Annotated in this window: 21 protein-coding genes; all 21 read right to left on the bottom strand. The window is 45.6% G+C overall.

The annotated features are described in order from the left end of the window. Positions 1 to 66: 66 nt before the first annotated feature. The 21 genes from dnaK to glpK all read right to left on the bottom strand — a co-directional run bounded on the left by dnaK (position 67) and on the right by glpK (position 24,980). On the bottom strand, positions 67 to 1,923 hold the full coding sequence (gene dnaK, locus I6E26_RS02560; RefSeq protein WP_235320268.1) for a molecular chaperone DnaK: 1,857 nt from the start codon (positions 1,921 to 1,923) through the stop codon (positions 67 to 69). 44 nt (positions 1,924 to 1,967) lie between these two features. Then, positions 1,968 to 2,573 (bottom strand): nucleotide exchange factor GrpE, encoded by a 606-nt coding sequence (gene grpE, locus I6E26_RS02555; RefSeq protein WP_235320267.1) that lies wholly within the window; start codon positions 2,571 to 2,573, stop codon positions 1,968 to 1,970. Positions 2,574 to 2,626: 53 nt separating this feature from the next. Continuing rightward, the gene (gene hrcA / locus I6E26_RS02550; protein WP_235320266.1) at positions 2,627 to 3,661 is read right to left on the bottom strand and encodes a heat-inducible transcriptional repressor HrcA; all 1,035 of its coding nucleotides are present in this window, start codon (positions 3,659 to 3,661) and stop codon (positions 2,627 to 2,629) included. Positions 3,662 to 3,766: 105 nt separating this feature from the next. Next, positions 3,767 to 4,936, bottom strand: coding sequence for a radical SAM family heme chaperone HemW (hemW, locus tag I6E26_RS02545; protein WP_235320265.1), 1,170 nt, complete (start codon positions 4,934 to 4,936; stop codon positions 3,767 to 3,769). Continuing rightward, entirely contained in the window at positions 4,933 to 5,961 is a 1,029-nt protein-coding gene (gene holA / locus I6E26_RS02540) for a DNA polymerase III subunit delta (RefSeq protein WP_235320264.1), read from the bottom strand. Before holA ends, hemW begins: the two co-directional genes overlap by 4 nt. A 286-nt stretch (positions 5,962 to 6,247) precedes the next feature. Continuing rightward, the gene (locus I6E26_RS02535) at positions 6,248 to 6,586 is read right to left on the bottom strand and encodes a PqqD family protein (RefSeq protein WP_235320263.1); all 339 of its coding nucleotides are present in this window, start codon (positions 6,584 to 6,586) and stop codon (positions 6,248 to 6,250) included. Next, positions 6,579 to 8,453 carry an OPT family oligopeptide transporter gene (locus I6E26_RS02530; RefSeq protein WP_235320262.1) on the bottom strand — a complete coding sequence of 625 codons (1,875 nt, stop codon included), beginning with the start codon at positions 8,451 to 8,453 and terminating at the stop codon, positions 6,579 to 6,581. Before I6E26_RS02530 ends, I6E26_RS02535 begins: the two co-directional genes overlap by 8 nt. Positions 8,454 to 8,668: 215 nt before the next feature. After that, positions 8,669 to 11,203 (bottom strand): DNA internalization-related competence protein ComEC/Rec2, encoded by a 2,535-nt coding sequence (locus I6E26_RS02525; protein ID WP_235320261.1) that lies wholly within the window; start codon positions 11,201 to 11,203, stop codon positions 8,669 to 8,671. Further along, positions 11,200 to 11,835 (bottom strand): helix-hairpin-helix domain-containing protein, encoded by a 636-nt coding sequence (locus I6E26_RS02520; protein ID WP_235320260.1) that lies wholly within the window; start codon positions 11,833 to 11,835, stop codon positions 11,200 to 11,202. The genes I6E26_RS02525 and I6E26_RS02520 overlap by 4 nt, the downstream gene beginning before the upstream one ends. Before the next feature lie 182 nt (positions 11,836 to 12,017). Continuing rightward, on the bottom strand, positions 12,018 to 12,515 hold the full coding sequence (queF, locus tag I6E26_RS02515; RefSeq protein ID WP_235320311.1) for a preQ(1) synthase: 498 nt from the start codon (positions 12,513 to 12,515) through the stop codon (positions 12,018 to 12,020). A gap of 71 nt (positions 12,516 to 12,586) precedes the next feature. Then, complete coding sequence (locus I6E26_RS02510) at positions 12,587 to 14,308, bottom strand: putative bifunctional diguanylate cyclase/phosphodiesterase (protein ID WP_235320259.1); 1,722 nt, start codon at positions 14,306 to 14,308, stop codon at positions 12,587 to 12,589. 138 nt (positions 14,309 to 14,446) lie between these two features. Beyond that, complete coding sequence (locus I6E26_RS02505) at positions 14,447 to 16,381, bottom strand: TRAP transporter permease (RefSeq protein WP_235320258.1); 1,935 nt, start codon at positions 16,379 to 16,381, stop codon at positions 14,447 to 14,449. Positions 16,382 to 16,386: 5 nt separating this feature from the next. Beyond that, complete coding sequence (locus I6E26_RS02500; protein ID WP_235320257.1) at positions 16,387 to 16,785, bottom strand: DUF1850 domain-containing protein; 399 nt, start codon at positions 16,783 to 16,785, stop codon at positions 16,387 to 16,389. Between the two features lie 173 nt (positions 16,786 to 16,958). Beyond that, a complete protein-coding gene (locus I6E26_RS02495; protein ID WP_235320256.1) occupies positions 16,959 to 17,918 on the bottom strand; it encodes a TAXI family TRAP transporter solute-binding subunit in 960 nt (319 codons plus the stop codon). A gap of 214 nt (positions 17,919 to 18,132) precedes the next feature. Then, positions 18,133 to 18,876 carry a tRNA threonylcarbamoyladenosine dehydratase gene (locus tag I6E26_RS02490; protein ID WP_235320255.1) on the bottom strand — a complete coding sequence of 248 codons (744 nt, stop codon included), beginning with the start codon at positions 18,874 to 18,876 and terminating at the stop codon, positions 18,133 to 18,135. Positions 18,877 to 18,945: 69 nt separating this feature from the next. Continuing rightward, positions 18,946 to 20,145, bottom strand: a complete 1,200-nt coding sequence (locus I6E26_RS02485; protein WP_235320254.1) for a cell division protein FtsZ — start codon at positions 20,143 to 20,145, stop codon at positions 18,946 to 18,948. 61 nt (positions 20,146 to 20,206) lie between these two features. After that, on the bottom strand, positions 20,207 to 21,094 hold the full coding sequence (locus I6E26_RS02480; protein WP_235320253.1) for a DMT family transporter: 888 nt from the start codon (positions 21,092 to 21,094) through the stop codon (positions 20,207 to 20,209). A gap of 99 nt (positions 21,095 to 21,193) precedes the next feature. After that, positions 21,194 to 21,586 carry a dihydroxyacetone kinase phosphoryl donor subunit DhaM gene (gene dhaM / locus I6E26_RS02475; protein WP_235320252.1) on the bottom strand — a complete coding sequence of 131 codons (393 nt, stop codon included), beginning with the start codon at positions 21,584 to 21,586 and terminating at the stop codon, positions 21,194 to 21,196. A gap of 137 nt (positions 21,587 to 21,723) precedes the next feature. After that, positions 21,724 to 22,347 carry a dihydroxyacetone kinase subunit DhaL gene (dhaL, locus tag I6E26_RS02470; RefSeq protein WP_235320251.1) on the bottom strand — a complete coding sequence of 208 codons (624 nt, stop codon included), beginning with the start codon at positions 22,345 to 22,347 and terminating at the stop codon, positions 21,724 to 21,726. A 20-nt stretch (positions 22,348 to 22,367) separates the two neighbouring features. Beyond that, positions 22,368 to 23,357 carry a dihydroxyacetone kinase subunit DhaK gene (gene dhaK, locus I6E26_RS02465; RefSeq protein ID WP_235320250.1) on the bottom strand — a complete coding sequence of 330 codons (990 nt, stop codon included), beginning with the start codon at positions 23,355 to 23,357 and terminating at the stop codon, positions 22,368 to 22,370. Between the two features lie 120 nt (positions 23,358 to 23,477). Continuing rightward, on the bottom strand, positions 23,478 to 24,980 hold the full coding sequence (gene glpK / locus I6E26_RS02460) for a glycerol kinase GlpK (RefSeq protein ID WP_235320249.1): 1,503 nt from the start codon (positions 24,978 to 24,980) through the stop codon (positions 23,478 to 23,480). Positions 24,981 to 25,115: the final 135 nt, after the last annotated feature.

Genomic DNA, 25,115 nt, shown 5'->3' with positions numbered 1-25,115 from the left:
GTGAACATTGACACATACACCAGGGCGGCAGCCCATACTCAAAATTTCATCTAATGATTTGCTTAATTATTTGCTCTCAGTAAACTCAGCATCGATTACATCGTCATCCTGCTTGCCACTGGACTGCTGCTGGCCTGCCTGACCATTCTGCTGACCGCCGGCTGCCTGCTGAGCCTGCTGTGCCTGCTGATAAGCAGCTGCGCTGATAGCATGCAGTGGCTCCTGCAGCTCCTCGGTAGCCTTCTTGATAGCCTCAGTATCGGTGCCCTTCAAAGCTTCCTTTACCTTCTCAATAGCAGCCTTGGCCTTGTCTACCTGGCCAGCCTCTGCCTTGTCGCCCATTTCCTTAATGAGCTTCTCAGCCTGATATACCATGGAGTCAGCATTGTTGCGAATCTCAATGCTTTCCTTCTGGGCCTTATCCTCAGCTGCGTGAGCCTCAGCTTCCTTAACCATACGGTCAATATCATCCTTGCTCATGCCGCTGTCAGACTGAATGGTAATGTTCTGAGACTTGCCAGTACCCAGATCCTTGGCAGATACATGTACTATACCGTTAGAGTCAATATCAAAGGTAACTTCAATCTGAGGAACTCCACGAGGAGCAGGTGGGATATCGGTCAGGCTGAAACGGCCCAAGGTCTTGTTGCCGGCAGCCATTTCGCGCTCGCCCTGCAGAACATGAATCTCAACAGCAGGCTGGTTATCAGCTGCCGTGGAGAATACCTGGCTCTTGGAGGTAGGAATGGTGGTGTTACGCTCAATAATCTTGGTGCAAACACCGCCCAGAGTCTCAATACCCAGAGACAATGGAGTTACATCCAGCAGAACTACGTCCTTGGCGTTAGTCTCATCACCGGAGAGAATACCGCCCTGGATAGCAGCACCAACAGATACACACTCATCAGGGTTAATGCCACGATGAGGCTCCTTGCCCAAATACTTGCGAACAGCTTCCTGAACAGCAGGAATACGGGAAGAACCACCAACCATGAGAACCTTGGTAATATCGCTGCTGGAGATGCCTGCATCTTCCATAGCCTTACGGGTAGGAACCATAGTACGCTCAACCAGATCAGCAGTCAGCTCATCAAACTTTGCACGAGTCAAGGTCAGATCCAAATGCTTAGGGCCGCTGGCATCAGCAGTAATAAATGGGAGGTTAATATTGGTGGAAACCATGTTGGACAGCTCAATCTTAGCCTTCTCAGCAGCCTCGATAACACGCTGAGCACTCATCTTGTCCGCAGACAAATCAATGCCGTTCTCCTTCTTGAACTCCTCTACAATCCAGTTCATAACTGCCTGGTCGAAGTCATCGCCGCCCAGATGGGTATCACCATTGGTAGCACGAACCTCAAATACGCCATCCTCAATATCCATAATGGACACATCGAAGGTACCACCGCCCAGGTCAAATACCAGAACGGTCTGAGTCTCGTCCTTGTCAATACCATAAGCCAAAGCAGCAGCAGTAGGCTCGTTGATAATACGCAGTACATCCAAGCCGGCAATCTGACCAGCATCCTTGGTTGCCTGACGCTGGCTATCATTAAAGTAAGCAGGAACAGTAATAACTGCCTTGTCTACCTTTTCACCCAGATAAGCCTCAGCATCAGCCTTCAGCTTCTGCAGAATCATGGCAGAAATCTCAGGTGGAGTGTAGCTCTTACCATCAACAGTTACAGTGTAGTTCTTCTCACCCATATGACGCTTGATAGAAGAAATGGTGCGGTCAGGGTTGGATACAGCCTGACGCTTTGCCAGCTGGCCTACCAGACGCTCACCAGTCTTGGTGAAGCCAACAACTGATGGAGTAATTCTGCTACCCTCTGGATTTGTAATAACTGTAGGCTCGCCGCCTTCCATAACAGATACTACAGAGTTAGTAGTACCCAAATCAATACCAATTACCTTAGACATAATCTATTTCCTCCTTATAAAATAAGAACCTTTACAAATTTATTTTAGCTATTTGCTACAACCTGAACCATGGCAGGACGGATAACCTTGCCCTTAACCATATAGCCCTTTTGCAGCTCCATAGCAATGGATTCATCCTCAAGGTCTGGATTTTCCACCCGCATTACTGCCTGATGGAAATTTGGATCAAATTTGGCATCAGTGGTGTCAATCTTCTCCAAGCCCTTGTTTTTCAATATTTCTGCCAGCTGGTTGTAAATCATCTCCACACCCTGCTGGAACTTGGCGCCATCAGCTGCTTCCGCAGCCATAGCTCTATCAAAATTATCAATCATTGGCAGCAGATCCTTGATAAAATCCTGTACTACCATATTGGACAATTCTTCCTTTTCCTGACGGGTACGACGGCGGAAATTCTCAAAATCTGCCTGCAAGCGCTTCATGCGCTCCACACCCTCAGACAGCTGCTTCTTTACAGCTTCCAATTCCTCGGCAGCCTCCTGGCCCTCTGCCTCCTCAGCAGCTTCCTGAGAAGCTTCCGCCTCTCCAGCCTGAGTTTCGGCGGTCTGTGGCTCCTCAGTAGTGTTCTCTGCTGTATCTACCTCAGCTTGCTCAGTGGTCTGCTGCTCTATATCTTCATTTTTCTTCATTTCTTCATTCTCCAAAGGCATTAACCTTCACCTCTTCATATTTTCTATCTTTCCTACCAATGCAACCTTTTGATTACCTCAGTGAGATTTTGATTCATATAATTCAGCAAGGACATGGTCTTGCCATATTCCATGCGGGTTGGCCCCAGCACTGCCATAGATCCCAGCAGCTCCCCATCCAGATGATAGGTGGCAGTAATAATGCTGCAATCCTTTATGCCGCTGTAATCATTTTCCTGACCAATGCTGACGGTAAGGCCATCCCCTAAATGTGCTTTGAGAATATCCTTCATCAGCTGATCCTTTTCCAGCATTATCAGCAAGTCCTTTACCTTGTCCACATTGTGGAACTCAGGCTGCTCCAGCATTTCTGTGGTGCCTCCCAGATAAAGCCTTTCCTTCTTCTGGGAATCCAGAGCCTTGTTAATAAGCTGCAGGGCGGATTCATAAAGACCACTATCGCCAATCTCTCCCTGAATCTGCTTTAGACTGCTCTTTTGGATTGCTCCTAGAGTATGTCCCGCCAGACACCCATTTATCACTGCTGCCATGCGCTGAAAATCTTCAAAGGCAGCCCCGGCTGGCATTTCCATAATCCTGTTTTCCACAAAGCCTGCATCTGTCATCAGCACTGCAATAACCCGATGGTCATCTAAGGGCAGAAACTGCATACAGCGAAAAGCCGCTTGGGAAATCTGAGGCGCCAACACCAGAGAAACATTTCTGGTGAGCCGAGAGATTATTTTGGCCGTTTCCTGAAAAACCTGATCAACCTGCTGTACCTTGTTTTGGTACCATTTGTTGATAACAGCCTTTTCCTCCTCGCTCATGGGCTGGACAGGCAAAAGTGAGTCCACATAAAGCCGATAGCCCTTGGAGGAAGGAATCCTGCCAGAGGAGGTATGAATATGCTCCAAATATCCCAGCATTTCCAAATCCGCCATTTCGTTGCGGATGGTGGCTGAGCTAACCCCCAGGTCATATTTTCTGGCCAAGGTTCGAGAGCCTACAGGCTCAGCAGAGGATATATAGTCCTGAACTACAGCCTGCAAAATTCGCTTTTTGCGATCATCAAGCCCTTTCAACATTTTTCAGCCTCCTCTTGTTAGCACTCCAATCAGGTGAGTGCTAACTTCTGAAAATAATATACCTCTTATTTGTCAAAATGTCAATAAGTCAAAGTAAAATATTTTTTACAATAAAAATTCCCCGAAAACCTGATTGCCGTATTTCATGCCCAAAGTAGTCAAAGCAATGCCATTAGCTGTATGCTGCAACAAGTCCTGCGCCACCAGCTTCTCGATAGTTCTGCCATAAACTGTAAACAAATCCACCCCAAATTTCTGCTGAAAGAGATTTTTGTCAATGCCTGCCGCAGTTCGCAAGCCCAGAAAGCAATACTCCTCCATATGAGCCTGTCTATCTACCTGCTCCTCTAGGGTGGATGGCAACCTGCCTACCTCCAGAGCAGAGATATAATCATCTATACTTCTGGGATTTTCGTAGCGGGTTCCCTGCCAATAGCTATGAGCTCCAGAACCTAGCCCTAGATAGTCCACATCCTGCCAATAGGACAGATTGTGCTTGCTTTCATATCCAGGCAGGGCATAATTGGAGATTTCATACCGCTGATACCCAGCCTCTGGCAATTTTTCCACTATATAATCATGCATTGTCTCCACCAGTTCATCTGTTGGCAGCTGCAATTTCCCCATATCCGCCATTCGTTGAAAAGCTGTGCCCTCCTCCAGCTGCAGGCCATAAATGGATATATGCTGAACCGGCAAGGTCAAAGCCCTTTCCACCGACTGGGTTAAAATTTCCCTATCCTGCTGTGGCAAGCCATAGATTAAATCCAAGCTGATATTGTCAAAGCCTAAATTATGAGCCAATTCTATGGTATTTACTGCATCCTGAGCAGTATGAATACGGCCTATTTTTTGCAAGCAATGATCATCAAAGGACTGTACCCCTACACTAAGGCGATTTACTCCTGCCTGTTGCAGAAGCAATAGCTTTTCCCTGTCTACGGTGCCGGGATTCATTTCTACCGTAAATTCCTCCGCCTTTGCCACAGTCACATATTTTTGGACAATTTCCAATAGCTTTTTCAGTTGATGGGCGTTAAGGGCGGTGGGAGTGCCTCCCCCTATATATATGGTTCGAGGAGCAAATTTACTTTCTGTATCTCTGACATTATCTTTTGGGTACAGCCTTTGCCTTAATAAAGCAAATTCCTGCTCCAAGGCCTGCAAATACTTATCAATTTTTTTCTCCCGGCCAGCAAAGGAGGGAAAATCACAATAAAAGCATTTTTGCCGGCAAAAGGGAATATGTATATATATACCAAATTCCTTTTTCATAAATTATCCCGTCCTCGATTGGCCAGCATGATAATCACAGCCTCCAACTCCACCAAATCTGCCTGTCCGGTTTTCAGGCCATAATCCGCATCAGACAGGGCCAGCAAGGCTTTCTTTAAGAGTCCCGGCGGAAAGCTGGCCGCCTCCCGACCTGTTTTTTCGGCAATAAAAGGAGGCTGTCCCAATTTGCCAGCCAAGGCACGGCCTCGAACACCTTGAGCCTGCAAGGCCTGGGCCTGCCACCACAGGCGGATTTGCCTAGCCACCAAACCTACGGTCAAAGCAAAATACACACCATTATCCAGTTGTCGTTGAAATAATTGCAAAGCCTTGGCGGTTTGCCCTGCGCCAATGGCATTCAGCATAGCAAAGCTGGAAATTTCCGGCACATCAGAAAAGGCCTGCATCAAATGCTGGCGGGTAATCTGCCGCTGCTCCGGCCCTAGGAACAAAACCAGCTTCTCCAGCTCCTTATTAAGAAAAGCCAAATCCACAGTCTGCATACTGCTTACAGCTCCTACCATGTATTCATAGGCCTGCCTATCCATATTTTTATTTAGCTCCTGCAGCTTTCCCTGTAGCCAGTCCCCAATATTGCTGGCCCGAATAGGCTCCGACTCCATAACTATGCCAGCCTCAGCCAGAATCTTGTACAGCTTTTTCCGCTTGTCCGGCTTGCCATGATATTCAAAAATCACATAACTGAATTCAGGTATATTATGCAGCATAGCATGAAATTTTTCTTCTAATTTCTTACTGCTGCTTTCACCTTTATCCTTGAAAAGAGCCGCAGATTTAACCCATACTACATTTTTGTCTGTCAAAAATGGCACAGACTCCACCAAGGTCATAATCTCGCTAAGAGATGTGCCGTCTGCCACCTGCACATCCTCCATAGGACATTGCCATATCTTCAGCAGAGCCTCCCTGGCCTTATCTATATAATAGGCTTCCTCTCCTGCCAGCAGGTACAAATGACCAATTTTTCCCTGCCGCAGCCCTGCCATTAGCTCACCATAGTTCATATTTTTTCACCTGCCTACTTCTCTCCGTTTTCTGTCCACTGTATTAATTATATGCAGAAACCAGTTTTCTAGCAATGAACAAAAATCCGCCTGCATTCCCCAATACAGACGGATTTCACGGGGCCACACGCCCCATTGCCTATCAATTACTTTTCTCTCACTATAACCCCTATATTATTCAAAGAAAATGCCTTTGCATTTTCTTTCAATGGGGTTTCGACGAGGGTGTAGATATTAGCTCCACCCTGTCATTGGTACAACCTCCCGCCAGCTATGGATGCTGGGACTACGGACACCTCGTTATAAAGCCATAACGCTCCAAGAGATTGAAAAACTGTCCCAATCTAGGCAGCAACGGCTCAGCCTTTTCCCCAAAACGACTGTGCACAGCCTCAGATACAGTTTTCACATCTTGACTGGATGCAAGTTCCTGCCACACAAAGCTGCCTAGCTCATCCAGCTTGATATAGCTGGTAGAGGGACGCTTAAAGACCTTGTGAGCTATGGCCGCAAAAACGCCCTTATGCTCCATGGCCAGCTCAACGGTACCATCCTCCAACATCTTCCATTGCAGGTCAGGGTTGCGGCGATACCTTAGGTCAAAAATATTCTTGGACTTAAGCATTCTTCTTACCAGACTCAATGGTGTAAATCATTACACAAATCAAAGCGATAAAGGCAACAATAGAGCCAATTTCACCCAGATTAATAGTGCCAGAGATATCAGTATCTACATTCAGCACTGCCAGCAGAGCCAGTACAATACCTACAATACCCTCACCGGCAATCATACCAGAGGCCATCAGAGTACCGTTGTTAATAGCAGCTTCCTTAATCTTGTCAGACTGATACTTCTTAGCCTCCCAGATACGGCGAATCAAACCACCGATAAAGAGAGGAGCCGTCAGATAGATTGGCAGATACAGGCCGATAGCGAAAGCCAATACAGGCAGTTCCAACAGCTCAACTGCTACTGCAATAGCTGCACCCATGAATACCAAATCCCAAGGCAGGTTAGCAGTAATAACGCCCTCTACGATCATCTTCATCAGCATAGCCTGTGGTGCTGCCAGCTCCTTGGAACCAAAGCCCCAGGCAGCATTCAGCAGGTACAGTACGCCACCAACAGTCAGAGCAGAAACAAACACACCAACCAGCTCACCCATCTGCTGCTTAACAGGAGTTGCACCCAGAATATAACCGGTCTTCAAATCCTGAGAGGTATCACCAGCAATAGCTGCTACAATACAGATAATGGAGCCGATAGCAATAACTGCCATCATGCCCTCCTGACCTACATTGCCATTAGCTACAAAGATAATGCTGATGAACAGCAGGGAAGCAATGGTCATACCGGAAACAGGGTTGTTACTGGAGCCTACAATACCTACGATACGGGAGGATACAGTAGCAAAGAAGAAACCAAAGATAACTACCAAAGCAGCACCCATTGGGCTGATTGGAATAACAGGTACAATTACCATCAAGGCAGCCATAGCAATAACGCCGCCAATAATGAACTTCAGGGAAAGATCCTTATCAGTACGCAGAGCGGTATGACCGCCGCCAAAGCTGACCATGGACTTCTTAAAGGTATCAACAATCAAAGGCAGAGCCTTTACCAAGCTGATAATACCGCCAGCTGCTAAAGCACCAGCGCCGATGTAGCGACCGAAGCTGCTCCACATAGCACCAGTGCTAAGCTCCTGAATCATCTTGGTTGCAGGGAATATTACCTCATCGGCACCATAGAAAGCAATACATGGCAGGATGCAGAACCACATGAGGATAGATCCTGCAAACAATACAGCGGATACACGATAACCACAGATGTAACCTACACCCAGCAATGCTGGCAGTACATCTATACCAATCTCGGAACCCTTGAAACGCTCAAAGCTATAAGCGATTTCACTTGGGAATACCTTCAGGCCATCAGTTACAAACTTGTAAACTGCAGCCAGGCCCAAGCCTGCAAAAATAGTCTTGGCAGAAGATTCCTTACCCTCGCCAGCCAGCAGGATTTCTGCGCAGGCAGTTCCCTCTGGATATGGCAGAACACCATGCTCCTTAACAATAAGAGCCTTGCGGAGAGGCACCATAAACAGTACACCCAGAACACCGCCGATAAAAGCTACAATTGCAATCTCTACCATGGATGGAGTCTCAGTACCCCACTCCTGTGCCCACATAAACATAGCAGGCAGGGTAAAGATACAGCCTGCTGCTACGGACTCACCAGCAGAACCAATGGTCTGAACCATATTGTTCTCCAGAATGGAATCACGCTTCAACAGGACACGAATAACAGCCATTGAAATAACAGCTGCTGGAATAGATGCAGATATGGTCATACCTACACGCAATCCCAGATAGGCATTGGCACCGCCAAACAAAATAGCCAGCAGCATACCTACCACTACAGAAACCGCCGTTAATTCCAAAGGAGTTTTCTCCGCAGGAATATAAGGCTTGAATGTTACCTTTTCCACTTAAAATACCTCTTTTCATAAAAATATACACTATTCCATACATACTTCGCAATTTTATCACATTTAAGAAATACTTTCAATACTCCCATATTTTACGGGATTTAACAAATAACACATTTCTATGCATACTTTGATATTCCTTAAATATTTATACACAACTATGCATATTTTTAGAAAATTTTAAAATATCCTTGAAAATGAAGATTTTTTTATGTTTAGCAGAAGCTTTCAACCTTAATGCTCTTTCCATCGGTTCTAAAGACAATGGCTCCCTGCTGATCTGTCCGCAAAATTTTTGCCTTAGTACAGCTAGTCAGTCGATTGAGAATTTCCTTATGAGGATGACCAAAGCTATTATTGTAGCCACAGGAAATAACCGCCCAGCCAGGATTGACCGCTGTCAAAAATTCCTGACTGCTGGAGGTACGGCTGCCATGATGGCCTACCTTTAGCACTGTACTGGCTACATTGGTACCATTAGCCAATACCTGCTGTTCCTGCTCCGCTATCAAATCCCCAGTAAATAAAAAAGAAGCCTCTCCATAGCTCACCCTTATCAGATTAGAAAATTCATTGCCAGTGGCCTGCAGCTGACTTTCCTGCACCTTCCTTGACTCTGGGGAGTAAAGCATATCTATCCGTACTCCATCCAATTCTATACTACTGCCCTCCTGCAAGGGCACCAGCAGCTTTTTTATTTTTCCTATTTCCCCTGTGCCAAAGGCTTGAAGATAATCCCCTGCTCCCTCGTGACCAATACCAATAGCGCCTACCGGTATTTTAGTCAAAATACCTTTCACCCCTCCTGCATGGTCATCATGGGCGTGGGTAAGAAAAATATAGTCCAGCTTTTCCACCCCATAATGCAGGAGATAAGGTACATCCACCCTGCTGCCAATATCATAGCTTCCTTCCCGTACTCCCCCTGTATCCACCATAAAGGCTCTGCCGTGTGGAGTTATAACCAGGGCACTATCTCCTTGGCCCACATCAATAAAATGCACCTGCATTTCCTTATTATTGCACCCCATCTGCCAACAGCAGAAAATCACTGCCAACATTCCCAATAGGAAAACAGCTTGCCAGCCTTTTGAACTCCGTAGCTTCTGTCCCATAGCCAGCAGATATTTACTGCCGATACAGGACATCAGTCTTTTCCTGTATCCATTACCAATAATCAGCCAGCCTAATCCCATATAGTACAACATTCCCCCCCACCAAATGAAGGTAGGCATATAGATTTGACTTCCCGGCAAAGCCGCCACCCAACGGGAAAGCTCATAAACCAAGCCCAGCACCACACTGGCCAGAAGAAAAACCACCTTGCCTGCCAAAGGAAGTAGACTAGCTAGCAAGCCTGCCAGCAGTCCTGCCACAATAATCCATTCCACAATAGGGGCAATCACCAAATTGGCCAACAAGGAGCTAAGGGAAAGCACATTAAAATACCAAGCGATTATGGGAATTACAGACAGCTGGGCACCTATAGTTACAGCCAAACTATCTGCCACAAATACCGGCAGTTTCTTGCGCAGGCTTTTCCTAAGAGGGGGAGCTAAATACAAAAGGCCAGCGGTAGCTCCAAAGGACAATTGAAAGCTAATATCAAAAAGCCAAAGAGGAGAATATAGCAATAAGCCTAAGGCCACCAATCCCAGGATATGCTGAGCATCCCTTTCCCTGCCAGTAGTTAAGGCCAGCAGGGTTAAAATTCCCATTAAGGCAGAGCGAATAACTGGGGGAATAGCCCCTGCCAAAAGGCTATAAAACAATATAACCCCTGTGGCCAAGGCTGCTGTTGCCCTGGGGGACATATGCAGAAAACGCCCTACAATATTTGCGGTACCAGCCATCAAAGTTATATGAGAGCCGGATACAGAAAGAATATGAACAATACCGGTTATAGTAAAGGCCTCCAGCAGTTCTGGGCGTATCCCCTGATAACCACCAAAAAGCATGGCAAAAATCGCTGCCGCATCCTGCTTTGGCATAGCCTGAGCCATATAGGCCTCATATTGCTTCCGCACCTGCTCCGCCAGCCTTGCCAAGGATTTTTCCTGTCTTGGCTCTATAACAAGACTATATTTGCTAATCATAGCCCTGCCACAAATACCCTTGGCTTTATTGCTCATAACCCTATTCATGCGTCCTGGATTGCCATAGTCATGAAATTCACTAATCCTACCTACTAATTGAATACCATCTCCCACCTGACCATAGATGCCTTCTATAGACTCAACAACAGTATCATCTTCTAAACCTGTTGCTTTATTTTTCCCCTGTTGGGGTGATTTTTTAAGAGATTCCTCCCCGCCATATACCAGCAATTTTCCCTGCATGGCTTGACCTGCTTTGCCGTATTTGCTTCCCTGCCAAACCTTTTCCACCTCCACCACATATTGCAGATGAAGCTTGCCCTTTTCATCTCTGGTAACATTGGGTGGCTCAGCCAATTTTCCCTGCAGCTTTACCTGCTGGCCAGCCAATTTAATTATATTGTTTTCTTCTATATTTATAGCTAAATAATATCTCCCTGCCCCTAACAGAATCAGGCCCAGCCACAGGCAAGCCCAGGCCATTTTATGCTCCTTCTTAATAAGCACTGCTCCTACCAGCAGTAATACCAAGGCGCCTAGAAAAAATGCTCCTTGATATGGCTGAAGCTTCATAGCATCAGCCAGTAGAATCCCTACTACAAGACCAACCAATAGCAGATTTACAAAGGCCTTGGGATGCTGACCATATTTCATATAGCTATTTGCTCCTTTAGCTTGGCATATTTGGCCTTGCCTATGCCCTTAACCTGCATAATATCCTCTGGAGCTTGAAAGCTGCCATTGGCCTCCCGATAATCTACGATCCGTTGAGCCATAGCCGGCCCTATGCCCTTAAGCTTTTTCAGCTCCTCTACATTTGCAGTATTAATATTTACTATTTCACCACTGACATTTTTTCCTTGCTCAGGGGAACTGGTCTTAGAAGCCCTGCTTGCAACACTACTCTTTACACCAGAATGATTCCTTTGGCTTCCTGTATTGCCATCTTTAGATATAGCTTTCCCCTTTACCCGAATTTCCATGCCATCCTTAACGGTAGCCGCCATGTTCACCTGACTGCTATCGGCGGTAGGCAGCAGTCCCCCACATTGATTAATGGCATCTCCTACCCGTCCTTCCCAAGGCACATATACCACCCCTGGCTTTGCCACCTCTCCTGTAACATATACAGCCACCTGCCTCTCACTGGCAGTCTCCTTATTATCAGAGGATAAGGTAGATAAATCCACAGCCTGACCAGACTGCTGATAATCATAAAAACTAATTCCCGCCACCAATAGCAATATAATCCCCAAAGCTCCCATAACCTTCTTGTACATAGGCATTTTTCTCACCTCCGAATATTTTCTTCAATATAGCATTAACTACTTTATTTTTCAATACTTCCAATTATCGTCATATTATATATATAAAGAAACATGATTTCTTCAGCAATTTTCTAATAAAATAAAAAAAGACCGCTTCCCTGCTGATTTTCAACAAGGAAACAATCTTCAACGCAAAATATTTATCTATTGTCTACCTTATCCATAGCCACCAAATCATGCTGGCTGAATCTCTGCCAAGCCAGTTCCTCAAATTTGGTGCCAGGCTTGCCATAATTGGTATATGGATCTATGGAAATTCCCCCTCGTGGCAGGAACTTACCCCATACCTCCAGATATCTTGGCTCCAGCAGCTTCACCAGATCTTTCATGATAATATTTACCACATCCTCATGAAAATCTCCGTGATTGCGGAAACTGAAAAGATACAGCTTCAGGGATTTGCTTTCTACCATCTTAATATCCGGCACATAGGAAATATAAATGGTAGCAAAATCCGGCTGACCTGTAATAGGACACAGGCTGGTAAACTCAGGACAGTTGAATTTTACCCAATAATCCCGATCTGGGTGCTTATTGTCAAAAGTTTCCAGCACCTCTGGCTTGTAGTCAAAATCATATTTAGTATGCTGATTGCCCAAAAGGGTGATGTTAGGCATATTTTCTCTATCTCTACTCATAATTATTATATATACCTTTCTTTTATCCAATAGTGAAGGTACTCCCGCCTATAGAGGCTGGAGATTCCTGCTTAAAAACTGGTATAAGGATTGCCCGGCTCCACAAAGAATTTTTTCTCAAACTCCTCTGGTGGCTCTGGCCGACCAAAATAATAGCCCTGAATACTATCAGCATGACAGAAATCCCGTAGCAGCAAATATTCCTTTTCGGCTTCCACGCCTTCGATGCAACAAGTAATATTCACACTATGACACAACTCAATGGTGGATTTCACCAGCTGACGGTCAAATTCATTATCTGGCTCCACAATATTTATAACAAAAGCTCTATCTATTTTTACAATATCACAGGCCAAATGCTTCATATAGGCCAGAGAGGAATAACCTGTGCCAAAATCATCCATAGCAATACTCATGCCTAAATCCCTAAACCGCTGGAACTGAGCATTAACATTGTTCCAATCAGATACAATGGCTGTTTCTGTCAGCTCTAAAACAATTAAATAAGGAGGCAAATCATATTTTTTCAGACAGTCAATGGCAAAATCCTCAAAGCCCTTTTCCTTAATTTGTTCATAGGAAAGGTTGATGCTGATTCTCATGCCGGGCCACTTCTCCTGCCAAGCCTTGCACTGCTTTACAGCCGTTTCGAATATCCAGCGTCCCACCAAAATAATCATCTTGGTTTCTTCCAGTATCCGCACAAATTCCATAGGAGAAACCATGCGGCCATTGGGACTGCGCCAACGAAGCAGAGCCTCTGCTCCGATGAGCCTCTGGGTTCTGGCGTTAACCTGTGGCTGATAGAACAAGGAAAAGCCTTCATAATTATTTTCAATGCTATCATGAAGCATTTCCCGCATATTCACAGAGCGAAGCCAGCGGTTATACTGCTCCTTACTGAAAATTACATTCTTGTTTTTGCCTTCTCGCTTGGCCTGATCCAAAGCAGCCTCGCAATGCTTGTGCAGTACCAGATAATCCTTGCCCCCCTGAGGATAGGCCACCACACCGGCAGAAATGGTGCAGAACAGGGTTCGTCCCTCCACCATATGAGGATGACAAAAGGCTTTTTGAATATCCTCGTAAAGATTCTTCGCTGAATCCTCATCCAAACCTGGCATTACTAAGCCAAATTCGTCTCCATCCAGCTTATAGAGGCGAACGCCCTCTGGCAAAACCTTTTCTATAGCCTCTGCCGCCAGCTTCAACATAATATTGCCATAACGACGATTATAGGATTCATTGATAATCTTGAAATTATCCAACCCCATAATCATAATTATGCCCTGGCCATATTCGCCATCTATTCGCACCAAGGCTTCTTTGACAGCTTTTTCAAATCTGTATTTCCCCAGCAAGCCTGTATTGGCATCTGCCTGAATCTTTTGCTCCATCTGCTTGATAACACCAGCAAAAAGCTCCGGCTCTCCTGTACGGCTGTCAAAGGATACTACACCGTAGCAATGAACCCATATATAATTTCCCTTTATATCTCGCACTCTGTAAAAGGCATCATGGACATTATCCTCCGGAGTATAATTCTTGTGCAGCTCCTTCAAAAACCCCTCTACATCATCAGGATGGATAACAGGCACCCACACAGCCTCTATATCCGTAACCACTTCAGCCGGCAGGCCAAAATCTGCTATCATATTGGGAGATAGCATCATGAGATTTGCCTTGAAATCCTGAACATAATAATATTCACTAGAGGAGGCACACAGCAATCTAAAATAACCTTGAATACGCTTCAATATGGAATCTTTCGGAATCCGACATCGTTTGCTCATTCGTAACAACTCCATAACACAAAATCGTCAACTAATATAAAACAGATACATTTTATACAATATTCACTATAATAGCAATGTTTTTCCAAAAAAATTACCGTACCATAATAGAATGGCACGGTAATTAGAAAGTTAAATTTATCCTTGCTGCTTCCTACGGCGAGTCTGTAAGAATACTACAATCAGGAACAGAATAAAGCCAGGAATATCTGTCAATGTACCAGGGATAATCATGAGAATACCGCTGACAAACTGCATTACCCGCTCCAGCATGGTGCTCTTGTCTGCCAAATAACCAATCAGAGAGGAGCTGACACCTACCATACCCAGAATGGCTGTAACCACAGCCATCAGCAAACCTCCTGCTGTAGCATTAATCATCAACAGCTCTGGAGACATAACAAATACATAAGGGATGATAAAGGCTGCAATAGCCAGCTTGGAAGCATTAACCCCGGTCATTAAGGGCTTACCGCCACTAATACCGGAAGCGGCATAGGCTGCCAAGGCTACTGGCGGAGTTACATCGGCAATAATACCGAAGTAGAATACAAACATATGAGCAGCCAAGGTTGGCACCCCCAGTTGCAGCAAAGCAGGAGCTGCAATAGTGGAGGTAATAACATAGTTAGCTGTAGTAGGTACACCCATACCCAGCACCAGAGAGGTAATCATGGTGAAGAACATGGTTGGCAGCAAATAACCGCCAGAGAGAGCCAGCAGGCCAGAAGCCAGCTTCAGACCAACACCGGTCTTGGTTACGACACCAATAATAATACCGGCAGAAGCACAGGCAATTGCTACACCTAGTACGCCCTTAGCACCAGATTCCAAGCCCTTTACCACATCCTTAACACTGATGCGGGTATTCTTCCGCAGGCAGGAAACAGCAATGGAGAGAACAATAGCCACCAAAGCTGCCCGCATAGGGGTATAACCAGTTACCAGCAGATATACAATAACAATCAGAGGAATAGCCAAATGGCCTCTTTCCTTGAAAATCACCCAAGCCTTTGGCAGCTGATCTCTAGGAATACCCTTCAAATTGGTACGCTTGGCCTCCAAATGTACGCCCAGCCATACACCAGCAAAATACAGAACGGCAGGAATAATGGCCGCCTCAACAACTTCAATATATGGCACACCTACGAACTCTGCCATCAGGAAAGCTGCTGCACCCATAACTGGAGGCATGAGCTGACCACCAGTAGAGGAAGCGGCCTCTACTGCACCAGCAAATTCTTTGCGATACCCTAGCTTTTTCATCATAGGAATGGTAAAGGAGCCAGTACCAGCTACATTGGCTACAGAGGAGCCAGAAACAGTACCCATAAAGGCACTGGAAATAACTGCTACCTTGGCAGGACCGCCACTGGCCCAGCCAGCAATGGCATTGGCAATATCAATGAAAAATTTGCCCAAACCAGTGCATTCCAGATAAGCACCAAAGAGGATAAACAGGAAAATAAAGGTGGAAGATACTCCCAAAGGAATACCAAAAATACCTTCTGTAGTAAAATACAAATGGCCAATCAACTGGTTAGGAGTCAAACCTCGATGGCTTAGTACACCAGGCATATAAGGGCCAGCAAAAGCATAGGTTAAAAAGGCCAGCACCACAATAACCATAGGCAGTCCTACTACTCTACGGGTGGCCTCTATAACCAGCAGTACACCCAAAACACCAATGACTAAATCAACAGAATTTATAATACCAGCTCGAAAGGCCAGCTCTCTATACATAATAACGATATAGGCAGGAGAAGCAGCGCCTAGCACAGCCAATATGGCATCCAAGGGATGGAGCTTATGTCTGGACCAGGATTTGCAGGTTGGATACAGCAAATAGGACAAGGCTAAAGCAAAGCCTAAATGTACAGCTCTCTGGAGCTGGGCATCCAGCACCCCAAAGAAGGCTGTGTACAATTGAAATATAGAAAATGTAATGGCAATTGCCGAAACCAGCTTGGCCATGAAGCCTTTATACTCCATAGTATCTGACTCACGATCGTACTTTTTTAGCACGTCCTGAGCCAGTGCCTCATCGCTGGCAGTGTTTTTATCTAAAGCCATAAGCTTTACCTCCCAAATAAATGTTTAATACAAGGAATCCCATATGCCCTAGGGGCTATAAAAATATCAACTCTATACCCAGGCTCATGGTTTTCATATACCGGATAGCTTTGATTATCCAACTCCAGGGTTAACTTGGTGCCCAAGCCTGTGCGGAGACTAAGGCTATCAAAATGACGATTCATATGATCCATAACAAAATCATCACCATCCTGATAAAATTCCCCATCGCTTTCCATAAAGGGCAGTCCCACCCCAAAGGAGTGATAACGAGTGCTGTTCAGCACCAGCTCTGACATACTGTCATCTACAGTTAGATATTCCTCCACCGGGGTTTTCTGTACCGAATGAATAAAGCTAATGGACAAGGCCTGTCCCGGATAGGCCGGAGCTGCAGCTATCATCTCTGTCTCTCCTTGAATAAAAAGCCAAGGCCGGCTGCCCCACCAGGTTAATCCTGCCATAGCTAATACCAGTATCAGAAAAATAATATAATTTTTTTGAATTCCTTTTCCATGCATAACAAACAAAAACAGGGCTGCCCAGAACTCTGCCGCAGCCCCATTCTCTCCTTCACTTATTCCTTGAAGAACTTTTCAGCACCAGCATTCATCTGGATTGGCATACCTTCCATAGCCCCCTCCTTGGTAATCAGCTTACCAACGGAATGAGCTGCCTTGATGCGATCCAGATTGGTGAACAATGCCTTGGTAATATCATAACCCATGGTATCATCAACCTTGTCGGTGCATACCAGCATAGCCATAACGGAAATAGCTGGCACATCCTCATTGAAGCCTGCATAGGTACCTGCAGGAATTACTACCTTGGTATAGAAAGGATACTTGGCAATCAGAGCATCAGCCTTGTCTGCCTCTATAGGCAAAACACGGATTGGATTCTGAGAGGCAATATCCTGTACAGCAGCGGTTGGATAACCCGCAGTCAGGAAAGCTGCATCTACATTGCCATCCTTCAGAGCACTGGCTGCCTCGGAGAAGGACAGGTACTGCTCATCAATATCATCATAGGTAATGCCATAGGCTTCCAAAATCTGACGAGCATTGGCCTCAGCACCAGAGCCCTGAGCACCAACAGCTACTCGCTTGCCCTTCAAATCAGCCACGCTCTTGATACTGCTGGCATCCAGAGTAATAATCTGACAGGTTTCTGGATAGAGAGTTGCAATACCTCTAATGGAATCAATCTTCTTATCCTTGAACATCTCAAGGCCATTGGCTGCATAATAGGTAATATCGTTCTGCACAATAGCCAGATCCACAGAGCCATCATGAAGCATATTGATATTAGCTACAGTAGCACCAGTACTCTGAGCGCTGGCATTCATGCCCTGAATATTGTTGTTGAGAATTTCTGCCATAGCACCGCCAATTGGATAATAGGTACCAGCAGTACCACCAGTAGCAATGTTTAAAAACTTCTTATCTCCAGCAGTATCTCCGCCACAGCCTGCAATCACAGAGATTACAGCCACCAGCAGAACACTGAGAATGGATAATTTACTAAATAATTTCATTTTAGTTCCTCCTTGCCCAATACATCATGATATTATTCGCTTTTCGCATATCACATATATCATTATAGCATATAAGTGAAATAATAAAAGCTGTTTTTATAAAAATACTGTATACATGATAATTATTATCAATATAATCATCCCTCCCAAAAACAAAAAGAGGCTACGCAAAGGAACATTGTCCCTTTCGTAACCTCATTGTTACATAAACTTTTTATCTATTTTTTACGATGCCGCAAAGGTCCTTAACTACCTCACTGGCCACAATCATGCCTGCCACAGAGGGCACAAAGGACACACTGCCTGGGGTAGTATATTTAGCCCCAGCCGGCTTTTCCATCTGCCCTTCAATCTCCAACAGCTTCAATGGTTCCTCCTGAGAGTATACCACCTTCAGCTTTTTTACCCCCAGCTTTTTCAGCTTCTGGCGCAAAGCTCTGGCCAAAGGACACACAGATGTCTTGTAAATATCAGATACCTGCAGCATGGCGGGATTCAGCTTGTTGGCAGCCCCCATACTGCTAATAATAGGAATCTGCCTCTCTTGAGCCTCTACCGCCAAATCTATTTTGCTTTTTACCGTATCTATGGCATCTACAATATAATCAATCTGACCGTATTCTTCCTTGAAGAACATTTCCTTATTATCAGGCAGATAAAAATCCTTAATCTCCCGGATTTCCACCTGTGGATTGATTTCCCTCATACGCTCTGCCATCACAGTAGTTTTGGGCTGTCCTATAGTTTTAGTAGTGGCATGAATCTGGCGATTTACATTGGTAAGGCTCACATCATCGTTGTCCACCAGAATAAAATGTCCAACACCACAGCGAACCAAGCCCTCGGCCACATAGGAACCTACTCCCCCTACGCCAAAGATAATAACTCGACTGGCCGCCAGCTTGTCCATAGCCTCTGTGCCTAACAAAATCCGACTGCGGGAAAACTGATCTAACATATATGCACCTCCTTTATTGCCATCTCTACAGGGCGAAAGCCTGGGATGCATATTTTACGAAGTAAAAAATTAATCTCTATCTGTTTTGCCAAAAATCAATGGCTTTGGCTTCTTCTGCATAAAGGCAGGTACATCTACAGTATTGATGTTATTCTCCTGCTTTGCCTCAACCTGTTTCTCCCCAGCACCAAAAAGTCCATTGTCATTAGCAGGCTTCTTTTCATCATAAAGGCTTGGAATCTCCTTGGCAGCAGCAGGCTGGCCGAAGGAAATAGGCTTAATACCATTGCGGTAATCAGACAGCATCTGAGGATCAAAATCCGTAGCAATAATGGTAGCTCGTACCTTATCCCCCATAGCTTCATCCACTACCAAACCGCAGATATTATTGCTCTCTGGGTGAATATTCTCCAGAATATAGTCATTGGCCTCCCGAACAGAATCCAAGGTCAAATCCTCACTACCGGTAATATTAACAATAACACCACGAGCACCATGAATAGAAAGCTCAATCAATGGGCTGTTAATGGCATTCTGGACAGCCTCCAGAGCAGTCCTGCCTACACTGGTGCCCAGAATAGCCTCGCTGGTATTGCCCTGAGTGAGAATAGTCTTGGCATCGGCAAAATCCACATTAATAAAACCAGTGGTTTCAATCATTTCTACAATACTGCCAATGGACTGACGGAGCACCTCATCTACAGTGGAGAAGGTTTCTCCTACAGTAATCCGACGGAATTCCGGCAGCTTTTCAATATTATCATTATTTACCACTACCAGGGCATCCATATTCTGACGCAGCAAATCCACGCCGTCCTTGGCAGTGTTCATCTTACGCTCACCCTCATGGGAAAATGGCAGAGTCACCATGCCTACAGTAAGAATATTCATATCATGAGCAATCTTAGCCACTACAGGTGCAGCACCAGTACCTACGCCCTTGCCCATACCAGCAGTCAGGAAAACCAAATCTGCCCCGGCAATAGCCTTGGCAATCTCGTCCTTTTCGCTAATAGCTGCATTCTGAGCCTTTTCTACATTACCGCCAGTACCTCTGCCTTTAGTCAAGGCGCCACCTATCAGCAGACAAGGAATCCCCTCTGCATCCAAAGTCTTTAACTGTCGCACATCAGTATTAATTGCCAACAGCTGGCTTTTGTTAAAGCCACTGGCAGCCAGTCTCCGCAGTACATTATTACCGCCGCCGCCAATGCCTACAATCTTAATGGTAATTACTGCTCCTTTAATATCATCCTGCACATCAATCATGCTTGTGCCTCCTCTATTTTCATATTTCCACAAATCCACTCTAACCCTATAATCTATACTATCAGCCTATAGGCCGCCTTGTTTTCTTTAGAAGCAACCCTGCCTGTGTCACCAGCATACCTGCCAACATCAAGCAACACCCCAATATTTCTGTGCTATTCATGATTTCCCCCAGCACCAGCCAGCCTCCTAGCACGCCAAATACGGATTCCAGACTCATAATCACCGCTGCGGGAGCCGGCTCCGCTGTCTGCTGGCCTATAATCTGCAAGGTAAAGGCCACACCAGAGGACAATACTGCTGCGTATAAAATAGGAATAGCTGCATTCACCAGCTGCTGCCAGGTGAAGCTTTCAAACCAAAGGCAGGCTATGGTATTCAATATAGCACATATACCTATCTGAGAAGCGGAAATCTCCACTCCATCAGCTCTGGAAGCATATCTATCTATAAACAGTATATGGAAGGACCAAAAAAAGGCTCCTACAAACGCCAATACATCACCAAAGTTCAGATTAAATTCTCCTTTGATACTTAGACAATAAAGTCCTGTTAAGGCTACAACAGCTCCCAGCCAGTTTTCCGGCCTTATTTTTTTGCCAATCAGCTTGGCAAAAAGGGGCACCAATATAATATACAAGCAGGTAATGAAGCTTGTCTTCCCTACAGTAGTGTAAAGCAGGGCTATCTGCTGCAAGGCAGAACCTACAAACATAATACAGCCTGCACCGATGCCATATTTCCAGCCAGACTTCCATCGGCCCAGCTGCTGTGCTTTTTTTCTCTGACCAGCCAAGGCTCGCCAAATTGCCAAAACTACAAAAAAACCTACAGCATATCGCCCCATACCATAAGTAAAGGGGCCAATATCATCCATGCCCACCATCTGAGCCACAAATGTTGTGCCCCACAGGAAGGATGCCATTAATAAACACAAATATCCTCGCAAGTAATCACTCCCCATATCTTTATGATTATATCATACTCAAAACAAAAGACACAATAAAAAATCTCATTACCTGCTGGCAATGAGATTTTCCTCACCATTTTATTTTGTTAAATCTAATTTTCGTGTTTCTCTAGCTTCATCTACCTTGGCCTGCATATCCCGCAAAGGTGTCCCCATAGATGACTCCAAAGCTGCCACAATAGCACCCTCAACTACAGGCCCATCCAGCATGACTACATCATCATAACCCAAGGCTTCAATCACCATTTCTGTGGTCATAACTGCGCTGCCCATATCCATCAGCACAGCTACACCATCCTCCTCATGAACCTCTTCCACTGCTGACATAATCTTTTCAAAGCTGGTACCAGCCTGTCCATCATCCAAGCCACCAGCTGCTACAATATTGGCATCTCCTGCCATTAATTTTGCCAGCTCCACAGCACCCTCTGCCAATTTCTGGCTATGGGAAACTACAACAATACCTACCATGATGAATATCCCCTTCTATGGTTTTCAAATTCCCTACAAACTAACGAAGCAGGCAAAGCCTTCCTCAAAGAAGCCCAATCGCTTTCCTGCTTCATTGTGCTTGTACATTTTTAGCCGTTACGCCAAAGCAACATCTATCAAAGCTGCTCCAGCATTGCCTCCATTAGATACAGGGAAGAAGTAGCACCAGGATCCTGATGACCAATACTACGGTCGCCGATATAGCTGGCTCTGCCCTTGGTAGCCTTGATAGTTTTGGTATATTCTACACCATCTCTGGCCGCATCCACTCCCTTGGTTAGAGCAGTCTTAATATCATCCCCAGCCTCTACAGCCGCCTTGATAGCATCATAGGCAGGACAAATAGCATCCAACATGGTTTTTTCGCCTACGGTAGCTTTACCACGCATCTGAATACCGCCAATAGCTGCCTCCAAGGCAACTACCAAATCCTTACCATCAATCTCCATCTTATCCCGGAGAGCTGCACCAGCCTTCATAAAAGCTGTACCATAGAGAGGACCTGCAGATCCTCCCACAGTGGATACCAAGGTCATGCCTGTGGTTTTCAGCAAAGAACCAATGTCCTTGCCTACCATGGTGGAAATCTTAGGAACAACGGCATTAAAGCCCTTGGCCATGTTAACACCGTGGTCACCATCTGCAATCTCATTATCCAACTCTGTGAGATAGTCCTTTTCTGCTTCGATTCTGTCAGCCATAGCCTTCAAAATCTCTATTGTCTTTGCACTGTTAATCATTCGTCATACACCTCTTGAAATTACTTTTTCAAGGCAGGAGTATCAGCCTTGGCATCATACAGCTTCTTCAGCTCATCATCCAGACGGAGCAGAGTAATAGAGAAGCCTGCCATTTCAATGGAGGTCATATAATTGCCTACCATGGTATGATATACCTTGATACCTTTTTCTGCCAGGAAATCTGCTACAAAATTGTTCACGATATAAAGCTCCATTAATGGAGTACCGCCCATACCGTTAATTATAACAGCAACTTCCTTGCCTGTATAGTCTATATCTTCCACAATTCTGTCTAACAATTCCTGAGCAATGGAATTTGCAGATCTCAGTGGCTCACGGCTGGTACCTGGCTCACCATGAATACCGATACCGATTTCCATCTCATCCTCGCCCAGCTCAAAGCCTGGCTTGCCAGCTGCTGGCATAGTGCAGGCAGTAATAGCCATACCCATAGTGCGGACATTGGCAATAACCTTTTCAGCTACAGCCTTTACTTCCTCCAGACTTGCACCAGTTTCAGCCAAAGCACCTGCTATCTTGTGCACCAGCACAGTACCAGCCACGCCACGACGTCCAGTGGTGTACAGGGAATCCTTTACTGCCACATCATCGTTCACAATCACATAATCAGCCTTGATATCCTCATCCTTGGCCATATCAACAGCCATTTCAAAGTTCATAATATCACCGGTGTAGTTCTTAACGATACACAGTACACCTGCATCAGTAGCTACAGCCTTAATAGCCTCATAAATCTGATCAGGAGTTGGGGAGGTAAATACTGCACCTGCTACTGCTGCATCCAGCATACCCTCACCTACATAACCGCCATGAGCTGGCTCATGACCGCTGCCGCCGCCGCTAACCAAAGCAACCTTGCCTTCCTTCTTTGGTACACGCACAACTACGTTGCCGCAGTCCAGCTTGCGGAGCTTATCTGGTGCAGACTTTACCAGACCGAGAATCATTTCTTCTTCTACATTCTCTACAGCATTAATAATCTTTTTCACAATAATAACCTCCCTATATTTGAACATCATTCATGGTTGTAAATCCAAAACACCCCCACCTGCAAAAATACAAGTGAGGATGTTGAATATCAGATTTTGTCAGCTTATCAGCTTGCCAGATTACTCCTCATCATCCAGCCAATGCATAGCATGCTTAACAGCCTTTCTCCAGCCCTTGTAGAGCTTGGCTGCCTCTGCCTCTGCCATTACAGGCTCAAAGCGTACATCCAGCTTCCAAGCGGTCTTCAGCTCTTCCTTGCTGGTCCATACGCCTACAGCCAAGCCTGCCAGATAAGCAGCACCCAGAGCAGTAGTCTCGATAATCTGAGGACGGTCTACAGGTACGCCCAGAATATCAGCCTGGAACTGCATCATCAGGTTGTTGGCAACAGCGCCGCCGTCTACCTTCAGGGCAGCCAGCTTAATGCCGGAATCAGCTTCCATAGCACCCAGAACATCCTTAGTCTGATATGCCAGAGACTCCAGAGTTGCACGAACGATATGAGCCTTGGTAGTACCACGGGTAATACCGATAATCATACCACGGGCATTGGAATCCCAATATGGAGCACCCAGACCTACAAAGGCAGGAACCAGATATACACCGCCGGTGTCACGAACCTTCTTAGCAACCCACTCGGAATCAGGAGCGGAATCTACCATGCGAGCGCCATCACGGAGCCACTGAATAGCAGAGCCAGCTACGAAGATGGAACCCTCAAGAGCATACTCAACCTTGCCATCCAAGCCCCAAGCAATAGTAGTTACCAGACCATTCTTGGAATCATAGATATCAGTACCGGTATTCATCAGCATGAAGCAGCCAGTACCATAGGTGTTCTTAGCCTCGCCTGGCTTGAAGCAGTTCTGACCAAAGAGGGCAGCCTGCTGGTCACCTGCAGCACCAGCAACTGGAATGGATGCACCCAGAATAGATGGAGTGGTATAGCCATATACGCTGGAGGATGGACGAACCTCTGGCAGCATGGACTTTGGTACATCCAGGTAGCCCAGGAGAGCATCATCCCACTTCAACTCCTTGATGTTGTACATCAAGGTACGGGAAGCATTGGAATAATCAGTTACATGAGCCTTGCCACCAGTCAGCTTCCAGATCAGCCAGGTATCAATAGTACCAAAAATCAAATCGCCAGCCTCAGCACGAGCCCGAGTTCCCTCTACATTTTTCAGAATCCAAGTAATCTTGGTGCCAGAGAAATAAGCATCAATGGTTAAGCCGGTTTTCTGCTTAAATTCCTCAGTCAAGCCCTTGGCCTTCAGATCATTGGCAATGTCCGCAGTCTGACGGGACTGCCATACAATTGCATTATATACAGGACGGCCGGTATTCTTATCCCAAACAACAGCGGTTTCACGCTGGTTGGTAATACCAATAGCTGCGATGTCGCTAGCCTCCAGACCACTCTGCTCCAAAGCACCCTTCATTACTTCGCACATGGTGCTCCAGATCTCATCTGCATCATGCTCTACCCAGCCAGGCTGTGGAAAATGCTGAGTGAACTCCTTCTGCGCTACCCCTACGATTTTGGAGTTCTCATCAAAGATTATTGCTCTGTTGGAGGTTGTACCTGCGTCTAATGCCATTACATACTTCTTTGCCATTGAAAAATCCCCCTCTTGAAAAAACAATTCCCCTTGCAGAGGCTCTTGTTAATTGCCTAAATCCCCTGCAAAACTTTTATCAAGATACCTATTCGCCATCCATGTCACATTTTCCTGCTTGATTCTAAAAAAATT

The sequence above is a fragment of the Anaerovibrio lipolyticus genome, from assembly GCF_021531495.1.
In the GTDB taxonomy this organism is placed as follows: Bacteria; Bacillota; Negativicutes; order Selenomonadales; family Selenomonadaceae; genus Anaerovibrio.
Note: the sequence above shows the minus strand (reverse complement) of the source record. Positions and strands in the feature narration are given on the sequence as shown.